Source organism: Streptomyces sp. NPDC050625, assembly GCF_040654755.1.
GTDB lineage: Bacteria > Actinomycetota > Actinomycetes > Streptomycetales > Streptomycetaceae > Streptomyces.
Window position 1 is genome coordinate 554,897 of record NZ_JBFAIQ010000004.1, and the last position, 17,827, is coordinate 572,723.

The 17,827-nt window shown below is 70.6% G+C and carries 16 protein-coding genes and 1 pseudogene; 8 read left to right on the plus strand and 9 right to left on the minus strand.

Annotated elements, in window-relative coordinates; translation table 11 throughout:
- The first annotated feature begins 5 nt into the window (after positions 1–5).
- The 4 genes from AB0I54_RS13005 to AB0I54_RS13020 are packed head-to-tail and all read left to right on the plus strand — an operon-like array spanning position 6 to position 4,717.
- Complete coding sequence (locus tag AB0I54_RS13005) at positions 6–962, plus strand: NADH-quinone oxidoreductase subunit H (protein ID WP_363296011.1); 957 nt, start codon at positions 6–8, stop codon at positions 960–962.
- Entirely contained in the window at positions 959–1,651 is a 693-nt protein-coding gene (locus AB0I54_RS13010) for a hypothetical protein (protein ID WP_263204855.1), read from the plus strand. Before AB0I54_RS13005 ends, AB0I54_RS13010 begins: the two co-directional genes overlap by 4 nt.
- Positions 1,651–3,231: a proton-conducting transporter membrane subunit gene (locus AB0I54_RS13015; protein WP_363296012.1), complete on the plus strand. Its 1,581-nt coding sequence runs from the start codon at positions 1,651–1,653 to the stop codon at positions 3,229–3,231. The genes AB0I54_RS13010 and AB0I54_RS13015 overlap by 1 nt, the downstream gene beginning before the upstream one ends.
- Before the next feature lie 22 nt (positions 3,232–3,253).
- Entirely contained in the window at positions 3,254–4,717 is a 1,464-nt protein-coding gene (locus tag AB0I54_RS13020; RefSeq protein ID WP_363296013.1) for an NADH-quinone oxidoreductase subunit C, read from the plus strand.
- A gap of 12 nt (positions 4,718–4,729) precedes the next feature.
- On the opposite strand, the gene AB0I54_RS13025 is transcribed toward AB0I54_RS13020, so the two are convergent.
- Genes AB0I54_RS13025 through AB0I54_RS13035 form a run of 3 tightly spaced genes read right to left on the minus strand, consistent with a single transcriptional unit; the run spans position 4,730 to position 6,629 of the window.
- A complete protein-coding gene (locus tag AB0I54_RS13025) occupies positions 4,730–4,996 on the minus strand; it encodes a hypothetical protein (protein WP_363296014.1) in 267 nt (88 codons plus the stop codon).
- Between the two features lie 11 nt (positions 4,997–5,007).
- Positions 5,008–5,661, minus strand: a complete 654-nt coding sequence (locus tag AB0I54_RS13030) for a response regulator transcription factor (RefSeq protein WP_363296015.1) — start codon at positions 5,659–5,661, stop codon at positions 5,008–5,010.
- Positions 5,658–6,629 (minus strand): HAMP domain-containing sensor histidine kinase, encoded by a 972-nt coding sequence (locus AB0I54_RS13035; protein WP_363296016.1) that lies wholly within the window; start codon positions 6,627–6,629, stop codon positions 5,658–5,660. Before AB0I54_RS13035 ends, AB0I54_RS13030 begins: the two co-directional genes overlap by 4 nt.
- A 272-nt stretch (positions 6,630–6,901) precedes the next feature.
- Between AB0I54_RS13035 and AB0I54_RS13040 the strand changes: the two genes are divergently transcribed.
- Together AB0I54_RS13040 and AB0I54_RS13045 are read left to right on the plus strand one after the other, a co-directional pair.
- Entirely contained in the window at positions 6,902–7,372 is a 471-nt protein-coding gene (locus AB0I54_RS13040; protein ID WP_363296017.1) for a TrkA C-terminal domain-containing protein, read from the plus strand.
- A gap of 5 nt (positions 7,373–7,377) precedes the next feature.
- A complete protein-coding gene (locus tag AB0I54_RS13045) occupies positions 7,378–8,625 on the plus strand; it encodes a cation:proton antiporter (protein ID WP_363296018.1) in 1,248 nt (415 codons plus the stop codon).
- Between the two features lie 61 nt (positions 8,626–8,686).
- On the opposite strand, the gene AB0I54_RS13050 is transcribed toward AB0I54_RS13045, so the two are convergent.
- Together AB0I54_RS13050 and AB0I54_RS13055 are read right to left on the minus strand one after the other, a co-directional pair.
- A complete protein-coding gene (locus AB0I54_RS13050; RefSeq protein ID WP_363296019.1) occupies positions 8,687–9,508 on the minus strand; it encodes an NAD(P)H-binding protein in 822 nt (273 codons plus the stop codon).
- A gap of 179 nt (positions 9,509–9,687) precedes the next feature.
- Positions 9,688–10,356 (minus strand): TetR/AcrR family transcriptional regulator, encoded by a 669-nt coding sequence (locus tag AB0I54_RS13055; RefSeq protein WP_363296020.1) that lies wholly within the window; start codon positions 10,354–10,356, stop codon positions 9,688–9,690.
- 58 nt (positions 10,357–10,414) lie between these two features.
- On the opposite strand from AB0I54_RS13055, the gene AB0I54_RS13060 reads away from it, so the two are divergent.
- Entirely contained in the window at positions 10,415–12,052 is a 1,638-nt protein-coding gene (locus AB0I54_RS13060) for an FAD-binding oxidoreductase (RefSeq protein WP_363296021.1), read from the plus strand.
- Between the two features lie 50 nt (positions 12,053–12,102).
- On the opposite strand, the gene AB0I54_RS13065 is transcribed toward AB0I54_RS13060, so the two are convergent.
- The 3 genes and pseudogenes from AB0I54_RS13065 to AB0I54_RS13075 form a co-directional block, all read right to left on the minus strand.
- Entirely contained in the window at positions 12,103–12,849 is a 747-nt protein-coding gene (locus AB0I54_RS13065) for a UDP-galactopyranose mutase (RefSeq protein WP_363296085.1), read from the minus strand.
- 90 nt (positions 12,850–12,939) lie between these two features.
- Positions 12,940–13,206: pseudogene (locus tag AB0I54_RS13070) on the minus strand (FAD-dependent oxidoreductase); the annotation flags it as partial.
- 12 nt (positions 13,207–13,218) lie between these two features.
- Positions 13,219–13,611 (minus strand): hypothetical protein, encoded by a 393-nt coding sequence (locus AB0I54_RS13075; RefSeq protein WP_363296022.1) that lies wholly within the window; start codon positions 13,609–13,611, stop codon positions 13,219–13,221.
- Positions 13,612–13,843: 232 nt separating this feature from the next.
- On the opposite strand from AB0I54_RS13075, the gene AB0I54_RS13080 reads away from it, so the two are divergent.
- Positions 13,844–16,720, plus strand: coding sequence for a tetratricopeptide repeat protein (locus AB0I54_RS13080; protein ID WP_363296023.1), 2,877 nt, complete (start codon positions 13,844–13,846; stop codon positions 16,718–16,720).
- Positions 16,721–16,742: 22 nt separating this feature from the next.
- On the opposite strand, the gene AB0I54_RS13085 is transcribed toward AB0I54_RS13080, so the two are convergent.
- The gene (locus AB0I54_RS13085) at positions 16,743–17,813 is read right to left on the minus strand and encodes a phosphotransferase (protein WP_363296024.1); all 1,071 of its coding nucleotides are present in this window, start codon (positions 17,811–17,813) and stop codon (positions 16,743–16,745) included.
- Positions 17,814–17,827: the final 14 nt, after the last annotated feature.

A 17,827-nucleotide genomic window follows, 5' to 3' on the forward strand; every position in this document is an offset into this window, starting at 1 on the left:
AACAGATGAGTGCTGTCGGATACGCCGCCGTGGCCGGTCAGATCGTCGTGGTCGGCGCCGGGGCGCCCCTGGTGACCGGGTGGATGCGGCAGGTTCGGGCCCGCCTGGAGGGCCGGGCCGGTGCGGGGGTGCTCCAGCCCTGGCGGGACGCCCGCAAGCTGCTGCGCAAGGAGCCCATCACCCCCGTGGGGACCGGGCCCGCCTTCCGTACGGCCCCCGCGCTGCTGGTCGCCACCACCGTCGTGGCCACCGCCCTCGTACCGCTGCTGTCCACCGACACCCCGGTCAGCTCCCACGCGGACCTCATCCTGGTGGTGGCGCTGATCGCGCTCGGGACCATGGCCCTCGCGCTGGCCGGGCTGGACACCGGCACCGCCTTCGGCGGTATGGGCGCCTCCCGGGAAATGACGGTCGCCGCGCTGGTCGAGCCGACCCTCCTGCTCTCGGTGTTCGCCCTGTCGATACCGGCCGGGACGACCAACATCCCCGCCATCGTCACCGGCGCGGTCCATGAACCGGCCCGCCTCGCCTCCCCGGCCGGGCTGCTGGCCACGGCCGCCCTCGCGGTCGCCGTGCTCGCCGAGACCGGGCGGATCCCGGTGGACAACCCCTCCACCCACCTCGAACTGACCATGATCCACGAGGCGATGGTGCTGGAGTACGCCGGTCCGGACCTGGCACTGGTCGAACTGGGCGCCCAGATGCGGCTCACCCTGCTGCTCGGCCTGCTCTCCGCCCTGTTCGTGCCCTGGGGCATCGCCACCCACGCCTCCTGGGCGGCCCTCGCCGTGGCGCTGGTGCTGTTCGTGGTGAAGGTCTGTCTGCTGGGCGCGGTGCTCGCGGCGGCCGAGGTGTTCTGGGCCAAGGTCCGGCTGTTCCGCGTGCCCGAACTGCTCGCCGGCTCCTTCCTGCTGGCCCTGCTCGCGGTGACCGTCTCGTACTTCCTGAGCGGAGCGTCATGAGCAGCGGCCTCTACACCCAGCTCCTCGATCTGGCCTGCGGCGCCTTCCTGCTGGCCGCCGTGATCGTGCTGTGGCGACGCGAACTGGCCTCGATCGTGCGCGTCTTCGCTCTGCAGGGCATCGCGCTCGCCGCGATCGCCGTCCTGCTCGGCGCGCACGAGGAACGCTGGGACCTGATCGCCGTGGGACTCGGCATCGGCGCCCTCAGGGCGGGCCTCCTGCCGTATCTGATGCGGCGCGCCCTGGCCGCGCTCACCCAGGACCGGCAGTGGCACGGCGACGGGGGAGCGGAGACACGCGAGACACAGCCCCTCGTCAACGTCGCCGCCTCCCTGTTGACCGCCGCCCTGCTGACACTGCTGGCCTATGCGGTGGCCCGACCGCTGACCGAGCTCAACCCGACACCCGCCACCCGCGCCCTGCCGGTCGGCCTCGCCGTCGTCCTGATCGGCTTCTTCGTCCTGGTCACACGGCGCAGGGCGCTGGCCCAGGTGGTCGGGTTCCTGCTGCTGGACAACGGCATCACCGCCACGGCGTTCCTGGCCACCTCCGGCGTGCCGCTGATCGTCGAACTCGGCGTCTCCTTCGACGTACTCCTGGCGGTGCTGGTGCTGCAGATCCTCACCACCAGGATGCGGGCGGCGTTCGGCACCACCGACATCGACGACCTGCGGGAGCTGCACGACTGATGAGCCCTACTGCTTCCGCGCTGCTCCTCACCGCGCCCGCCACCGTGCCACTGGCCGTGGCCGGCGCGTACGCACTTGCCGCACTGCGCATCCGCTCGGCCTCCCCGGCGCTTCCCGCACCCCTGCAACGAGCACCCGCACGGGGCACCGTACTGGTCGCGGAGGCACCGCCCGACAAGGCCCCGAAGCGCCACCCGCTGGACTGGGTGGGGCTCGTCTCGCCGGCCGTGATCCTCGTGTGCGGCAGCGTGCTCGCGGCGGACGTCGTCGCGGAAGGACCGAGGTCGGCGTACTCCGGTCTGCTGCGCGCGGACGCGCTGACCGCGTGGATGCTGCTGGTGGTCGGAGCCGTCGCACTGATCGCCTGCGGCTGTGCGCCCGCGTATCTGAGAGGCGAGCGGGCCGCCGGACGGACGAGTGACGAGGCCGCGTGGCGCTACCACGTCCTCGTGCAGGCGTTCCTGGCCGCGATGTGCCTGGCCCTGGTCACCGCGAACCTCGGCGTGCTGTGGGTCGCGGTCGAGGCCACCACCATCGTCACCGCCTTCCTCGTCGGCCACCGCCACACCCGCGCCTCCGTGGAGGCCGCCTGGAAGTACGTGGTGATCTGCTCGGCCGGCATCGCGCTCGCGTTCCTCGGCACCGTGCTGATCTACTACGCGGCCAGACAGGCGGGCATCGCCGAGGCGTGGGCGCTCGACTGGCCCACCCTCGTCGCCCATGCCGACCGCCTCGACCCGGCGGTGACCCGGCTCGGCATCACGCTCGTCGTCCTCGGCTTCGGCGCCAAAGCCGGCCTGGTCCCGCTGCACGCCTGGCTGCCCGACGCCCACAGCCAGGCCCCGGCGCCGGTCTCCGCGCTGATGTCCGGGGTCCTGCTGTCGGTGGCGTTCGCCGCGGTCCTGCGCTACCGGGTCATCGCGGACGCGGCCCTCGGCCCGGACTTCACCCGCGTCCTGCTCGCCGGGATCGCCCTGCTCACCCTCGCCCTGGCAGCCGGACTCCTGCTCGCTCAGCGCGACTACAAGCGGATGCTCGCCTACTCGTCCATGGAGCACATGAGCCTGATCTCCCTGGCCGCGGCGATCGGCAGCCCGCTCGCCCTGTCCGCCGCGCTCCTGCACATCGCCGGCCACGGGCTCGCCAAGTCCGTCGCCTTCTGCGCCTCCGGAAGCATTCTGCAGGTGACGGGCACGGCGCGGATCGGCCGCGTGCGCGGGCTGATCGCCCAAGTGCCCCGGACGGCCGGGGCGTTCGGGCTTGCGCTGGTGGCGCTGATGGCCTTCCCGCCGTTCAGTCTCTTCGCCTCCGAACTGGGCATCGCCCGAGCCGGCTTCGCCGCGGGGGCGGGCCTGCGCTGGGCCACGGCGGCGGCCCTGCTGTTCGTGCTGGTCGCCTTCGCCGCGCTCGCCGCCCGCACGGCCAGGATGCTGCTCGGACCGGGAACTCCGGCCGAGGAGAATCCGTCCGCCGCAGGGCCACTGATGCTGGGCCTGGCCGCCTGCGCCGCCCTGGGCTTGGCCACCGGCCCGCTCACCGACCTGCTGGACGCCGCCGCCCAAGTGATCGGAGGCCACTGAAGCGATGCGTACGACGTACCAAGTGAGCCCCTCCGCACTGCCCCGGCACGCCGAGGAGCTGCTCAGCAAGAACCACCGACTCGCCCTGGTCGCCGCGCACATCGACGAGACCGGGCCACGCGTGGTGTATCTGTTCACCTCCGGCCCGCCCGACACCCGCACCGAACTCCACGTCCGCCTCCACCCCGACCACCCCGAAGTCCCGACGCTTGCCCCGCTCTCCTTCCCCGCAGGCCGCTTCGAGCGCGAGATGCGCGACCTGTTCGGCATCGTCCCCCTCGACCATCCACTGCCCCGCCGTCTCGTCCGCCACTTCCACTGGCCGCGCGGCTGGTACCCCATGCGTCCCGACGCCGGACCGGCACCGACCTTCAGCGAACAGGAGGGGCCGTACCCTTTCCTGGAGGTCGAAGGCGACGGTGTGTACGACATCCCCGTCGGTCCCGTGCACGCCGGCCTGATCGAGCCCGGCCACTTCCGCTTCTCCGTCGTCGGCGAGACCATCCTCAAGCTCAAGGCCCGCCTCTGGTTCGTCCACAAGGGCATCGAGAAACTCTTCCAAGGCCGGTCGATCGCCGCCGGGCTCCCGCTGGCCGAGCGCATCAGCGGCGACACGGCAGTCGGCCACTCGCTCGCCTACTGCCTCGCCGTCGAAGAAGCCACCGGCACCGAGGTGCCGGACGCGGCACAGCGCGCCCGCGCGATGCTCCTGGAGCTGGAGCGCGTCCACAACCACGTCGCCGACCTCGGCATGCTCTGCAACGACGTCGGCCACGGCATCCTCAACGCCCATGCCCAGCGAGTGCGCGAACAACTCCTGCGCCTCAACCGGGAGATCACCGGCCACCGGTTGCTGCGCGGCGGTGTCGTACCCGGCGGTGCGGCCCTGCTCGCCCTGCCCGATCCAGCCCGGCTGAAGGCGATCGGCACGGACATCCGGGAGATCGCCGACCTCGCCCTCGGCCACTCCACCGTCCGCGACCGCTTCACCGGAACGGCCATCCTGCACACCGCCGCCGCCCGTGAGATCGGCTGCCTCGGCTACGTCGCCCGGGCCAGCGGCATCGCCGACGACACCCGCGTGGCGCACCCCTTCACCGCTTACGGCACGCAGTTCGGCGTACCCGTCCACGACGGCGGTGACGTCCTGGCCCGCTTCCTCGTCCGCGCCGAGGAGATCGAGACCTCTCTTGCCCTGATCGAGCAGTTCGCCGACGGACTGACCGCCCCCAGGGCGGTGCTCGCCGCCCAGCCGCCACCCGGTGCGGGCCCCGGCACCGGAGTGGGCCTGGTCGAGGGCTGGCGCGGCACCATCGCCACCCGGGTCGAACTCGCCCCGGACGCCACCCTTGCCCGGGTCAAGCCGGTCGACCCGTCCTTCTTCAACTGGCCCGCGCTACCGGTCGCGTTGGCGGACACGATCGTTCCGGACTTCCCCCTGACCAACAAGAGCTTCAACCTGTCGTACGCGGGCAACGACCTGTAGCCCGCCGGCGGTTCAGTGCGCTGCGGAGGCGCGGGCGCGGTGCTCGCGGATCTCTCGTCCGGCCAGGGCGATGGCGGCGATGTTGCAGGGGAAGGCGATCAGGCGGGCGGGTTCGAGGACCTCGACGGCGCGCAGCAGGCTGGCTCCGGCCGCGACCAAGAGAAGGGCCAGGGGCAGAAACCTGCGCCAGGGCGGGATGTCCGGCAGGCGGGCTGCCCTGAGCGTGTATCGCAGGGCGAGTGCGAAGAGCACGGTGAGCAGGGCGAGCGGTATCAACATGTGGGTCGCTTCTAGGGCTCGATGAGGCCGACGCGGATCGCGTAGCGGGTGAGTTCCAGGCGGTCGCGCATGCCGAGTTTCTGGAGGAGGTTGGCGCGGTGCCGTTCCACTGTCTTGACGCTGATCACGAGGAGTTGGGCGATCTCCTTGGACGAGTGTCCCTCGGCGACGAGTTTGAGGATCTCCTCCTCGCGCTCGGTGATGGGGCGCGCGGGGAGCCGGTCGCCGCTTCTGGCACGGTCGAGGTAGGTGCGGATGAGGGCGGACTCGGCGCCGGGGTAGATGAACGGCTCGTCCCGCAGGGCCGCACGGCAGGCTTCGACGAGGTCTCGGTCGGCGACGGACTTCGGTACATATCCGGAGGCCCCCGCCTTGAGCGCTTCGAAGAAGTACTGCTCGTTGTCGTACATGGTCAGCATCAGGATGCGCAGGTCGGGGAGGATCCGGGAAAGTTCACGGGCGGCCTGCAGACCGGTCTGGCGCGGCATGGCGATGTCGAGGATGGCCAGGTCGATGGCGGTGGCCCGGGCCCGGGCGACGGCCTCGGCGCCGTCGGCGGCTTCGGCCACGACGGTCAGATCGGGCTGGGCATCGAGGATGAGGCGGACGCCCCCGCGGACCAGGGCGTGGTCGTCGGCGAGCAGGATGCGGGCCGGTGCAGTCATCGCACGTGCTCCTGGATGCGGTCGTCAGCTGTGTTGCCGGTCACTTGGAGGCGTATCTCGGTCCCGCCCCGAGGGCCTTGGCCGATGTCGAGGTCGGCGCCGATGAGCAGGGCGCGCTCCCGCATCCCGCTGATGCCGGCGCCTTCGGGCGCCTTCCCGATGCCCGTACCGTTGTCGCGGACCAGGAGTGCCACCCCGGCGTCCGGCAGAGGGCTCAGATGGACCTCCACGCGCGTGGCACGGGCATGGCGAGCGGTGTTGGTGAGCCCTTCCTGGGCGATGCGGTAGAGGACGAGTTCGGTGGCCGGGTCGAGCGGTGACAGACCGGGGGAGATGTAGGCGGTTGCGCTCGTACGAGGGGTGGTGAACTCGGTCGTCAGGGCGCGCAGCGCGGAGTGCAGACCGAGTTCCTCCAGCACACCGGGGCGCAGCCGGCGGGCGATGCGACGGATCTCGTCCAGCCCGGCCCGGGTGGTCTCCTGGGCCTGGTGAAGGTCGGCGCGCACGCTCTGCGGGGCGTGGTCGGCCGCGTGCTTGAGTTGGAGCAGGACGGCGGTGAGGGTCTGTCCGACCTCGTCGTGGAGTTCCTGGGCGAGGCGCTTGCGCTCGGCCTCCTGTGCGGACAGGGCCCGGCCGGAGCTGGTGGCCCGCTCGGACTCCAGCCGGGCGAGCATGGCGTTGAAGGTCTTGGTGAGCTCGGCGACGTCGCCGGGTCCGGTGACGGTCGCGCGGTTGCCGGGCCTGAGGAGATCGGCGGTGGCCATCGCCCGGTTCAGGCGGGCAAGAGGTGCGAGTCCGAGTCGCAGCAGGACGGCGTTCGCGATCAGCATCACCACCAGCCCGGCGATCAGAACCAGTGCCTCGCCGAACAGCACCGGGGTGGAGACGGTGACCGGGCCCAGGAGCAGCAGGACCGCGACGACGAGCACCGCGGCGTTGAGGAGGAAGATCCTCCAGTACAACGTCATGATCGTGCGCTCCTTTCCGGTGGTCCTCACCTCCACTGTCTCGTACCGCCGCCGACCGGCCCGTATCAGGGCTCTGGCCTGCGGCGGGACCCAATGCCCCGCCCCACTCTGACCGCTGCCGGCAGCTCGCGTCCATCCGTGCTGACACCCATGTCCCCGGCCTGTTCGCACCTGGCAACATGACCCCTCGCCGCACCGGACCACCAGTGATCCGCGGCGGACGCACCACCATCGCGACGAACAGGGAGGGAGAGGTTGTGCCTGCTCCGCGGATGAGCACCACGCCGCTGCCGGGAATCGGTGTCCAGTACGACCTCACGACGCGGGAGCACCGCCAGGTGTCGGTGATCGCGCATCGTGACGGGACCCGAACGGTGAACGTCTACCGGGTCGACGACCCGGACGCGTGCGCGCAGTCGCTGCATCTGACCGAGCCGGAGGCGGCCTCGCTGATCAACGCGCTGGCACCGGCCCATCACAGCCCCAACCTGTTGTCCACGACCGACCTGGGGCTGGTCGCGGAGCGGATCGAGCTGTCGGCGGCCTCCTACTGGAACGGGCGTGTCCTCGGCGAGACCCGGATGCGTACCGAGACCGGCGCCTCCCTCGTGGCCGTGCTGAGGCGGGCACAGGCGATCCCCTCGCCGGCGCCGGACTTCCGGCTGGCCGGCGGGGACACCCTGATCGTGATCGGCACCCGCGAGGGTGTGCAGGCAGCCGCCGCGATACTCGGACGGGACTGAGGCGCGTGCACTCCTCCGCCGTCTTCCTGATCGAGTTCGGTACGATCATCCTGGCGTTGGGGCTGCTCGGCCGGCTCGCCGGGCGCCTGCGGTTCTCTCCCATCCCCCTCTACCTGCTGGCCGGGCTCGCCTTCGGCGAGGGCGGTCTGCTCCCGCTGGGCACCAGCGAGGAGTTCGTCGCGATCGGCGCCGAGATCGGCGTGATCCTGCTGCTGCTCATGCTCGGCCTGGAGTACACCGCCAGCGACCTGGTCTCCAACCTCAGGACGCAGTACCCGGCCGGCCTCGTCGACGCCGCGCTCAACGCCCTGCCCGGCGCCGCCATGGCGCTGCTGCTCGGCTGGGGTCCGGTCGCCGCCGTCGTACTGGCCGGTGTCACCTGGATCTCCTCCTCCGGCGTCATCGCCAAGGTCCTGGGCGACCTCGGACGCCTCGGCAACCGTGAAACCCCGGTCATCCTCAGCATCCTGGTCCTCGAAGACCTCTCCATGGCCGTCTACCTGCCCATCATCACCGCCCTGCTCGCCGGGGCCGGACTCGCGGCGGGCAGCCTCACGCTGGCCGTTGCCCTCGGTGTCGCCGGACTCGTCCTGCTCACCGCGGTGCGCTACGGACGCCACATCTCCCGCTTCGTCTCCAGCGACGACCCCGAAAAGCTCCTGCTGGTCGTGCTCGGCCTCACCCTCCTCGTCGCCGGACTCGCCCAGCAGCTCCAGGTCTCCGCCGCCGTCGGTGCCTTCCTCGTCGGTATCGCCCTGTCCGGCGAGGTCGCCGAGGGCGCCCACAACCTGCTGGCACCGCTGCGGGACCTGTTTGCCGCCGTGTTCTTCGTCTTCTTCGGGCTGCACACCGACCCCGCCGAGATCCCGCCGGTCCTGCTGCCCGCCCTCCTGCTGGCCGTCGTCACCGGTCTGACGAAGATCGCCACCGGCTACTGGGCGGCCAAGCGAGCCGGAATCTCGGCCAAGGGCCGTTGGCGCGCGGGCGGCACCCTGGTCGCCCGTGGCGAGTTCTCCATCGTCATCGCCGGACTCGCCGTCACCGCCGGCATCGAACCCCGCCTCGGCCCGCTCGCCACCGCCTACGTGCTGATTCTCGTGGTTCTGGGCCCGCTCACCGCCCGCTACACCGAACCGGTCGCCGCCTGGATCGGCCGGCGCCGCACCCTGTCAGGGCCGAGCCCGGCCACGACGTCCCCTGTGGAACCGGCCTCGGAGACGGTGCAGGACCAGGGTCCTGTCGGCCCCGTGTGAGCAGGGGCAGCGAGGAGGGGGAAGGGCATCTCTTCCGGTTACGCCCTGACGTCTCTTCCGGCTACGCCCTGAAGTCGCCGACGTGGTCCCGTGCCCAGGTCTCGAACGTTCGGGCCTCATGTCCGGTCAACTGCTCCACGGCCGCGGTGAGTTCGATCGGGCGGCCGTCGGTGGACTGCCACCAGTCCATCAGCGAGTCGGCGAACGCGGCCGGGATGTACCCGGCGGTCTCCTGCTTCCACTCCTCACGGGTCACTGCCCGCACGGGGACGGAGCGGCCCGTCACCCGGCTCAGGATGCCGATCTGCTCGGTGAAGGTGAGGGATTCCGGGCCGGTCAGGGTGTACGGGCGTCCGCCCAGGGCGGGTTCGGTGAGTACGGCGAGGGCGGACTCGGCGATGTCGGCCTCGTGAATCGGGTCGCTGTGGGAACCGGGACAGGGCAGGCTGATCGGCCGCCCCGACCGCAGGTTCCGGCTCCAGGCGAGCGCGTTGCCCGCGAACGTTCCGGGACGCAGCGCGGTCGTGTGCAGGCAGGAGGCGTCGAGCGCCTTCTCCACGTCGAGGTGGGACTTGGCGACCGGGCTGTTCTCGGCGTCCGGGGCGAGCACGGTGGAGGAGGACAGCAGTACGACGTGCTCGACGCCCGCGGCCGTGGCCTCCTCGGTGAACTCGCCGATCCGCGACGGCTCGGCATAGAGGAAGACGGAGGTCGTGCCTTTGAGGGCGGTGGCGAAGGTGGACGGGTCGCTCAGGTCGCAGTGAACGACGTCCGGGCCGTCCGGTGTGCTGGAGGCGGCCCGGACGGGAAGTCCGCGCTCGCGCAGCAGACGGATGAGGGCCTGGGCGACGGCGCCGCGGCTTCCGGTGACGAGAACGGTCATGTCGACCAGTCCTTTCAGGATGTTCGGGAGGCGGCGAGGGGATGGGCCTTTCGATGCCGCCGCCTGCATCTTCGCGACACATTATCTGCGTCACGCAGATACATTGCTGTCGGGAGGCGTCGGATGTCAAACGAGATGTCTCCCGGCCACGCCGGACATCAACCGCTCGGGGGGCTGCCTCAGACGTGGTTCCGGATGGCGGAGAGCAGCCGTTCGCAGCGCGCGCCCATGTCCTGTGCCGACAGCTCGGGGTGGGAGACCCACCAGCCGACCAGCGCGCTGACCGTACCCGTCCACACATGCTTGAGGGCGTCCGCGTCCAGGGGGTCGACGTTGCCCTGGTCGTGCAGCAGCGCGGCAGTGCCCGAGATCGCCAGTTCGTCGATGGCCGCACGGTGACGCCGGGCTGCGCGCCATGGTTCGGAATCGTGCGGCAGCGTCCGGTCGTAGAGGACGAACCATGCGTGCCGCCGCTCTTCCAGAGCCTCGAAGACCGCTGTGAGTACGGTGACGGGGAGCCGGTCCTTCGACGGGCTCGCCGCAACGGCTTCGCGCATCGCCGCGAGGAGAAGCGGGCCGATGTGGTCGAGGCAGGCCACATGCAGGCCGTCCTTGGAGCCGAAGTAGGTGTAGAGCATCGGCTTGGTGACGCCCACGCGGCGGGCGATCTCGGCCATCGACGCCGCGCCGTGTCCGTGCCGTCCGAACTCCTCAAGGGCCGCGCCGAGGATCTGCTCCTCCCGCCGGGCGCGCGGGACGCCCTTGGTCCCGGCGCCGCGGCTTCTGCCTCGGCCCCGTTCCGAACTGCCGACCGGATCCGGCGCGGCCGAGGCCCTTGCAGTCGTCATGCGCGGACTATACGTTACGGAAATTACCGAACGGTAAATTACTGAGGGGTCAATTCATATGGCCGACCGAAGCGCACCACCCGCGTCCACCCATGACTCGTCCCCGCTCCGCTCCTGGTGGGGCTGGGGCGCCGCGGACCAGGCACTGCCGGATGCGGACTGCATCGCCCTCGGAGCCCTGGTCCCCGGTGCGGCACAGAGCCCCCTGCCCGTGCCCGACGTCTCCGCCCTCGCACTCCCGAAGGTGCGCATCGACCCGCCCCGCGCACTCGCCCCCGTGATGTCGTCCACTGCCCGGGACCGGGCCTCGCACACATACGGCAAGGCCTACCGGGATGTGTTCCGCGCCCTGAACGGCGACCTCGCCGCAGCGCCCGACCTGGTCGGCCGTCCCCGAAGCGAGCAGGAGGTCGTCGACGTCCTCGACTGGGCGGCGAACGCGCACGTGGCCGTCGTCCCCTACGGTGCGGGAAGTTCGGTCGTCGGCGGCGTCGAGTACCGCGCGGACCGGCATCGCGGTGTGGTGTCCCTGGATCTCTCCCGCCTCGACCAGGTGCTGGAGATCGACCGGGTCAGCCGGGCCGCCCGGATCCAGGCCGGCGCCCTCGGCCCCGGTCTGGAGGCCCAACTGCGGCCGCACGGACTCACCTTGCGCCACTTCCCGCAGAGCTTTGAGTTCTCCACCCTGGGTGGCTGGCTCGCGACACGGGCCGGCGGCCACTACGCCACGCTGTACACCCACATCGACGACCTCGTCGAGTCGCTGCGCGTGGTGACGCCCGTCGGGGTCAATCAGTCGCTGCGCCTGCCCGGTTCGGGAGCCGGTCCGTCCCCCGACCGGCTGTTCCTGGGCTCCGAGGGCACGCTCGGCGTCATCACCGAGGCCTGGATGCGGCTGCAGGAGCGTCCGCGTCACAAGGCGTCGGCCACGGTGCTGTTCGACGACGTCCACCAGGCCATGGACGCCGTACGGGCCGTCGCGCAGTCGGGTCTGCACCCGGCCAACTGCCGGTTGCTCGACCCCGGGGAGGCCGCCCTGGCCGGTGTCGCACGGGACAGCCACAGTGCGCTCGTCCTCGGCGTGGAATCGGCCCATGTCCCTGTCGAGGGACGCCTGACCGAACTCGTCACCCTGGCCCGCGACCATGGTGGCTCGCCCGCGCCGACGGTGCCGGGCTCCGCGGACACCGCCGCGCACACGTGGCGTTCGGCGTTCCTGAGAATGCCGTATCTCCGTGACGCGCTCGCCCGCATGAGTGTGGTCACCGAGACGTTCGAAACAGCCTGCACCTGGGACCGTGTCCCGCAGTTGTACGAGTCGGTGCGCGGGCAACTGGCCGACGTCGTCAAAGAGGTGACGGGCCACCAGGGCACGATCAACTGCCGCTTCACCCATGTCTATCCGGACGGGCCCGCGCCGTACTTCACCGTCATCGCACCAGGGCGGCGCGGTGAGGAAGTCGCGATGTGGGACCGGATCAAGACAGCCGCGATGGAGATCCTTGGCAACCTCGGTGCGACCGTCACCCACCATCACGCGGTCGGCCGTGACCACCGGCCGGGCTACGACCGCCAGCGTCCAGAGCCGTTCGCCCTCGCACTTCGTGCCGCGAAGGGGGCACTCGACCCGGCGGGGATCCTGAACCCCGGTGTGCTTCTCGACCCGTTGCCGCAGGTGGGAACCGATCGGCGGTGACAACCGCCAGTCAGCCGGTTTCGCCCTTGGCGGCGGGTCAAAGCGCTCTTCTAGCCGGTTTCCCGGGCTGCGATCTTCTCCGCGACCCGCAATCCGCTGAGAATGGCGGCATCCATGTTGATGTAGGAGTAGGTGGCCAACCGGCCGGCTGGATGGATCGGGTTCCTGGACAGGCCGCGCAGCCGATGTTCCAGCTCCCGCTGCGTCCGCCGGTTCTCGCCCGCCGAGTCGAGCACCGGATAGTGTTTGGCCCGCGCACCTGGATATTCCCGCAGCACGACGGTGCCCGGTCGGTCGTGCAGTTCCCCAAGCGCCCACTTCGTCTCTATGGACCGTGTCCATGGGACGGCTGCGGCGGGTTCGTTGATGACCATCGCGCCCTGCGCCAGGGTGGTCTCGGGCATGTACACCGGTTGCAGCCGCACCCCTCGCCACTGAAGAGCGCCGGGTTCGCCGAGGAAGTCGTCCAACGCCGAGGTGACGATGACCGGTTGGCCCGCGCGTGTCATCTCCGGAAGATCGGCGACGGTGATTTTGCATCCGAGGTGCACGACCGCCGGGCCGAGCAGTGCCTCGACGAGTTCCCCGTACCCCCGGCGCGGCCAACCCTGGTAGGGGTCCCGAAAGAAGTCGACGCAACCGTCGTCCCGAAGTTCCACGCGCCCCTTGGCAACGGCTGCCGAGAGGGTACGAGGATGTCGCCCCCACTGCTTTTCGGTGTAGTCGCGAACACTCTCGGCGTACAGCGTCGGTCCGAGCACGGAGATGCAGTACGACTCGAAGTCGGACGCGTCCACGGTGCCGGGACGATTCGCCAGCTCCCGCGCGACATCGGCGAAATCCGCCAGGGCGCACAGCTCGGCCTTCTGCGGTGGCCAGGAGACCAGGTGACCGCGAAGCCGGGTGAGAACACGATGCCGATACGGAGCGAATTCGACGGCGCGCGACACGATGTCCCACACGCGACGGTGGTTGGTGTGGAAGACATGCGCCCCATGGGGCTCGTAGGGGATACCCCGGAACCACTCCGTGCGCACATGACCACCCACCACGTGCGCCTCTTCATAGACCTCGACCGTGAACCCCCGCCGCGTCAAGAGCCATGCCGCCGCCGCACCCGACAGGCCGGCACCCACGACGGCCACCGTGCCGCCCATCGTCGGCCGTCAGCCGTTAAAGGTGTTCACCTGCACGTTTCCGCCCTGCTGGTTCACCTGAAGGCCCGACGAGTCGTGGATGTTGACGGTGTACTGACCCTTTGCGGTGCCTGCCGGATCGAGCAGCGCCATGAGCTGCTGCGCGGCTTCCAGAACCGCTGGGTCGCTCACCGCTCCGGTCTCCCGCAGGAAGACTTCGAGCGGCGTGCGCCACGTCTCGGGATCCGAGACATAGTCGTCGAGCACCGCCTCCGCCCGTCGGTGCCCCCGGAACCGCCCCGCCACCAGGTCACGCAGCCGGGTGTAGGCGTCCCGCACCGCCGCACTCGCCGCATCCTGAAGCCCTTGAGCGCCTCCGGCCGCGAGCGCTCCGACCACCACTGACGCCGCTTCAAGTTCCATGTCGGCCCCCCGGTTGACGCAACGCCAAGTCCCGGGCGCCATGGTATCGGGATCGAGCCCGGGGGTGAGGTATGCGGATCGGGAAAGTTGCCGCTGTCGAGTTGCCGTGCGCCTCCGCGTGCCCTTGTGGCTCGCGCTCACCGGCGAGTAGCGTTGCCGCCCCGGCGCACGCCGGGAAACGCGAAACCGGCAGCGGTACCACGGACAACCGAGTGTCGAAGGCTCGACGAGCATGACGTCTGGAACGAGCAGGGCCCGCCCGGGTTCCTCCGACGGTGACCGCGCGGCATCGGCCCCCGGTCCGCCGGCCTCCGCGGCGCATGCCTTCAGCGCGGACATCGCCCACGGTTCCCAGGTGAACAGCTCCGGCGGGAACACCCAGATCAACATTCACGGCGTTCCCTCGCCCGCGGACCCCTGGCCCGTCGTCATCGGCGCTCTTCCGGCTCTGGCTTCGGCGTTCCAGCCCCGTGCCCGGTTACGTGACCAGTTGGTCTCCGGGCCATCGACGGCCACCGGCGTGGTACCGACCCAGGTGCTGGTCGGGGGAGGCGGCACCGGTAAGTCCCAGCTCGCCGCCTCCTTCGCCTATCGGGCGCTCGATCCGCAGGGCGACAGGAGGGACGTCGTCATCTGGGTGACCGCCGTAGCGCGCGAGACCATCCAGCTGACCTACGCGGAGGCGGCACGTCGCCTGGCGATCCCTGGCACCACGGGGGACGATGTGGTGCACGACGCCGAAGTCCTGCTGTCCTGGCTGACCGCCGGCACGAAATCGTGGCTCGTCGTTCTCGACGACATCGCCGACCTGCACGACGTGGACGACCTGTGGCCGCGCGGGCCCGGCGGCAGCGGGCACGTGGTCGCCACGACCCGGCGCAAGCATCCCGCGCTGAGCGGCGGAGGCAGGAGCGTGATCGACGTGAGGACGTTCCGGCCGGAGGAGTCGGCGGCCTATCTGCGTCAGAGGCTGTCCTCCGCAGGATTCGGCCATCTACTGGACGGCTCGGCCGACGATCTCGCCGAGGCGCTCGGACAGTTGCCGCTGGCGCTCTCCCACGCCGCCGCCTACCTGATCCGCAAACAGCGCTTCACCTGCTCCGACTACCTTGAGCGCTATGTGGAGCAGTCGGCGTCCCTGGCGGAACTGCTGCCCGGGTGGGCGGACACCGAGGCCTACGGGCGTCCCGTGGCGATCACGCTCACGCTCGGTCTGGAAGCCGCCGCCGCTCTGCCCCCCGAAGGCGCCGCCCGTAAGGTCATGCAGATGGCCGCCCACCTCGATCCGGCGGGTCATCCGGTGCGGGTGTGGGACACCGACGCGGCCGCGGCACATGCGGCACGAGCCAACCCTGCCGGCGAAGCCGTCTCGACGCCGTCTCCGGACGACGTCTGGGAGGCATGTCTGGCGTTGCATTCGTACGGCCTGCTGCACATCGACTCGGCGGGCGGCCCGCGCGCCGTGGGCGTCCACGCGGTGACCGCCCGCGCCGTACGGGAATCCGCCGAGCCGCGCGATCTCGCGCAGGCCGCGGACGCGGCGGCAGACGCTCTTGCCGAAATCTGGCCGGCCCACACCTATCTCGACGCCGATCTGGTGGCCGTGCTGCGCGCCAATGCTGACGCGCTGTCGCGGTCGGCGGGGGACCATCTGTGGACGTCGGACCGGTATCGCCTGCTGTACCGCGCCGGTGACAGCCTGTTCGACGCCGGCTTGCAGGCCGCGGCGATCGGCTACTGGACGGAGATGGCCGCATCCGCCTCACGCCTCCTCGGCCCCGACCATCCCGAGATGCTGGCGGCCCGGGCCAGGATCGGGCGGGCCCAGGGCCACGCCGGAGATCCCGCAGCCGCCGTGCGCACCTTGCGGCAGGTGGCGGCGGAACAGTCCCGACTGCTCGGCACGGAACATCCCAGTACCTTGGCCAGTCTGCAGGATCTGGCCCGATGGCGGGGTCACGCCGGAGACGCGGGTGGCGCGCTGACCGCGACACAGGAGGTTCTTGCCACACGACAACGCGTACTGGGCCGGCTGCACCCCGACACCCTGGCGAGCCGTGCGACACTTGCCCGCTGGCGCGGCGAGACGGGTGACGCCACCGCTGCGGCACAAGGCCTCGAAGCGGTCTTCGAGGACATGCTCGGGGCGCTGGGTGCCGATCATCCCGCCACGCTCAAGGCCCGCAACAACCTCGGCTACTGGCGTGGAGAGGCCGGCGACGCCGCGGGGGCGGCACGGGCGCTGGAGGCTCTTCTGGAGGATCGTCTCAGGGTCCTCGGCCCGGACCATCCCGATACGCTCAACACCCGCAACAACGTGGCCTACTGGCGAGGGGAAGCGGGCGACAGCGCGGGCGCGGCACGAGCCCTCGACCAGCTCCTCGTCGACCGGACCCGGATCCTGGGTGCCGACCATCCGCACACCCTCGCCACCCGGAGCAACCTCGCGTACTGGCGGGGCAAGGCCGGGGACGCCAGGGGCGCCGCCGCAGCGTTCAGCGACCTGTTGCGCGACCGGATCAAGGTGCTCGGCCCCGATCACCCGGACGTGCTCGACACCCGGGCGAACCGGGCGCGTTGGAGCGGAGAGGCCGACGGAACGATCGACACGGCTGCCGCGTTCAAGGCGCTTCTCATCGACCGGCTGAGGGTCCTCGGTCCGGAGCATCCGGATACGCTCACCACGAGGCACGAGGTCGCGCGGTGGAGCGGACACGGAGGAGACCCCGAGGCGGCGGTGCGGGGCCTCGAAGACGTGCTGCCGGACCGGATCCGTATCCTCGGCGCCGATCACCCCGACACCCTCGCGACCCGCCATGAGCTCGCCCGCTGGCAGGCGGAGGCCGGCGACCTGGAGGCAGCCCTGACAGGATTGGCGGCCGTGCTGGCGGACCGGCTGCGTGTGCTGGGCACGGAGCATCCGCACACCCTCGTCAGCCATGCGGAACTGGGCCGGTGGCGAGCGGAGGCGGGTGATGTCACCGGAGCGGTGTCGGCGCTGGAGAGTGCGGCGGCCGCCCGGTCCCGGGTGCTGGGAGACAACCACCCCGACACCCGGGCGGTCCGCACCGCACTGGACCGACTCCGGCAACGCGAAGAACAGGCCTGAGGAGTTCCGGTCCGACTTTGTACTACGCAAGTTGCGCGAGCAACTTGTCGAACAGCGAGACGCCACACAGGTACAGAGCCGTGGTCTCCTCCTGCGCCGAGGCGTGGTGGGGCAGCATGGCCACAAAGTGCAGTGCAGCCTGATACAGGGACTGCAGATACAGGCGCTCGTCGCAGCGCGCCGCCAGCAGCACACCGAGATCCGTGTAACCCGGCACGTCCTCCGTGGTGAACTCGTACTCCGTTTCGCCTGTCCGGCGCAGCACGTACCGGCCCGCCATGACAGCGCCGTACCCGCCTTCGAGGGACTGCACGAGCTTGCCGTAGTCATAGGTGATCGGCAGCAGGGGGCCGCCCCGGGGATCGACCACCTCGGTGGATCCGCCATCGACGAGGATGTTGCCACAGTGCAGGTCTCCGAACGTCACCCCGACCCGGTCGGGCGTCAAGTGGGCCACCAGGCGCGGATCTTCGAAGACGCGGCTCAGACACCGTGCCACGCCAGGCATCGCCTCCCCGTTGACCGTGACGACAGCCGCGTCCAACAGCGTCCGAAGAAACGGGAACGCCCCTGCCTGCCGACGACGCCGGGCAAGACGCCGCTCAGCCAGCCGGTGCACCTGCGCCGGGTCGACGTGACGCTGTGTGAGGTGGAACAGTTCGATGTCGCTGTCCAGGGCGCGCGCGACGTGACGCCCGAGCTCACCGGCCGACGCGCCGGCCAGTGCGAGATCGTCCACCGTGGAGCCGTCACCGAAGCACTTCAGCAGCAGGAACGACAGGCCCCGGCCACTGTGCCCGGTGATGAACAGAGGTCTCGGCAGACCTCTTCGTGCCGCGTCGCGGTACCACTGGACCTCGTCCCGCATCGTCTGCGCGCGCCCGAACTCCACCTTCACCACATACGTCTCGCCGTCGGCCTGAACGTAGTAGAGGGTCGAAGGCGTGTTGTGCGAACGCACTGCCAACAGCAGCCGGTCACCCAGCATTTCGGCCAGCGAGGACTCCGCTCCAGGGACGGGACGGTGCGCCTGCTCCCGCAGCCGCCCTGCCAGAACAGACAATTCCCCACGAAAACGAAGCACGCGAGACACCCCCGTTTCCCCAC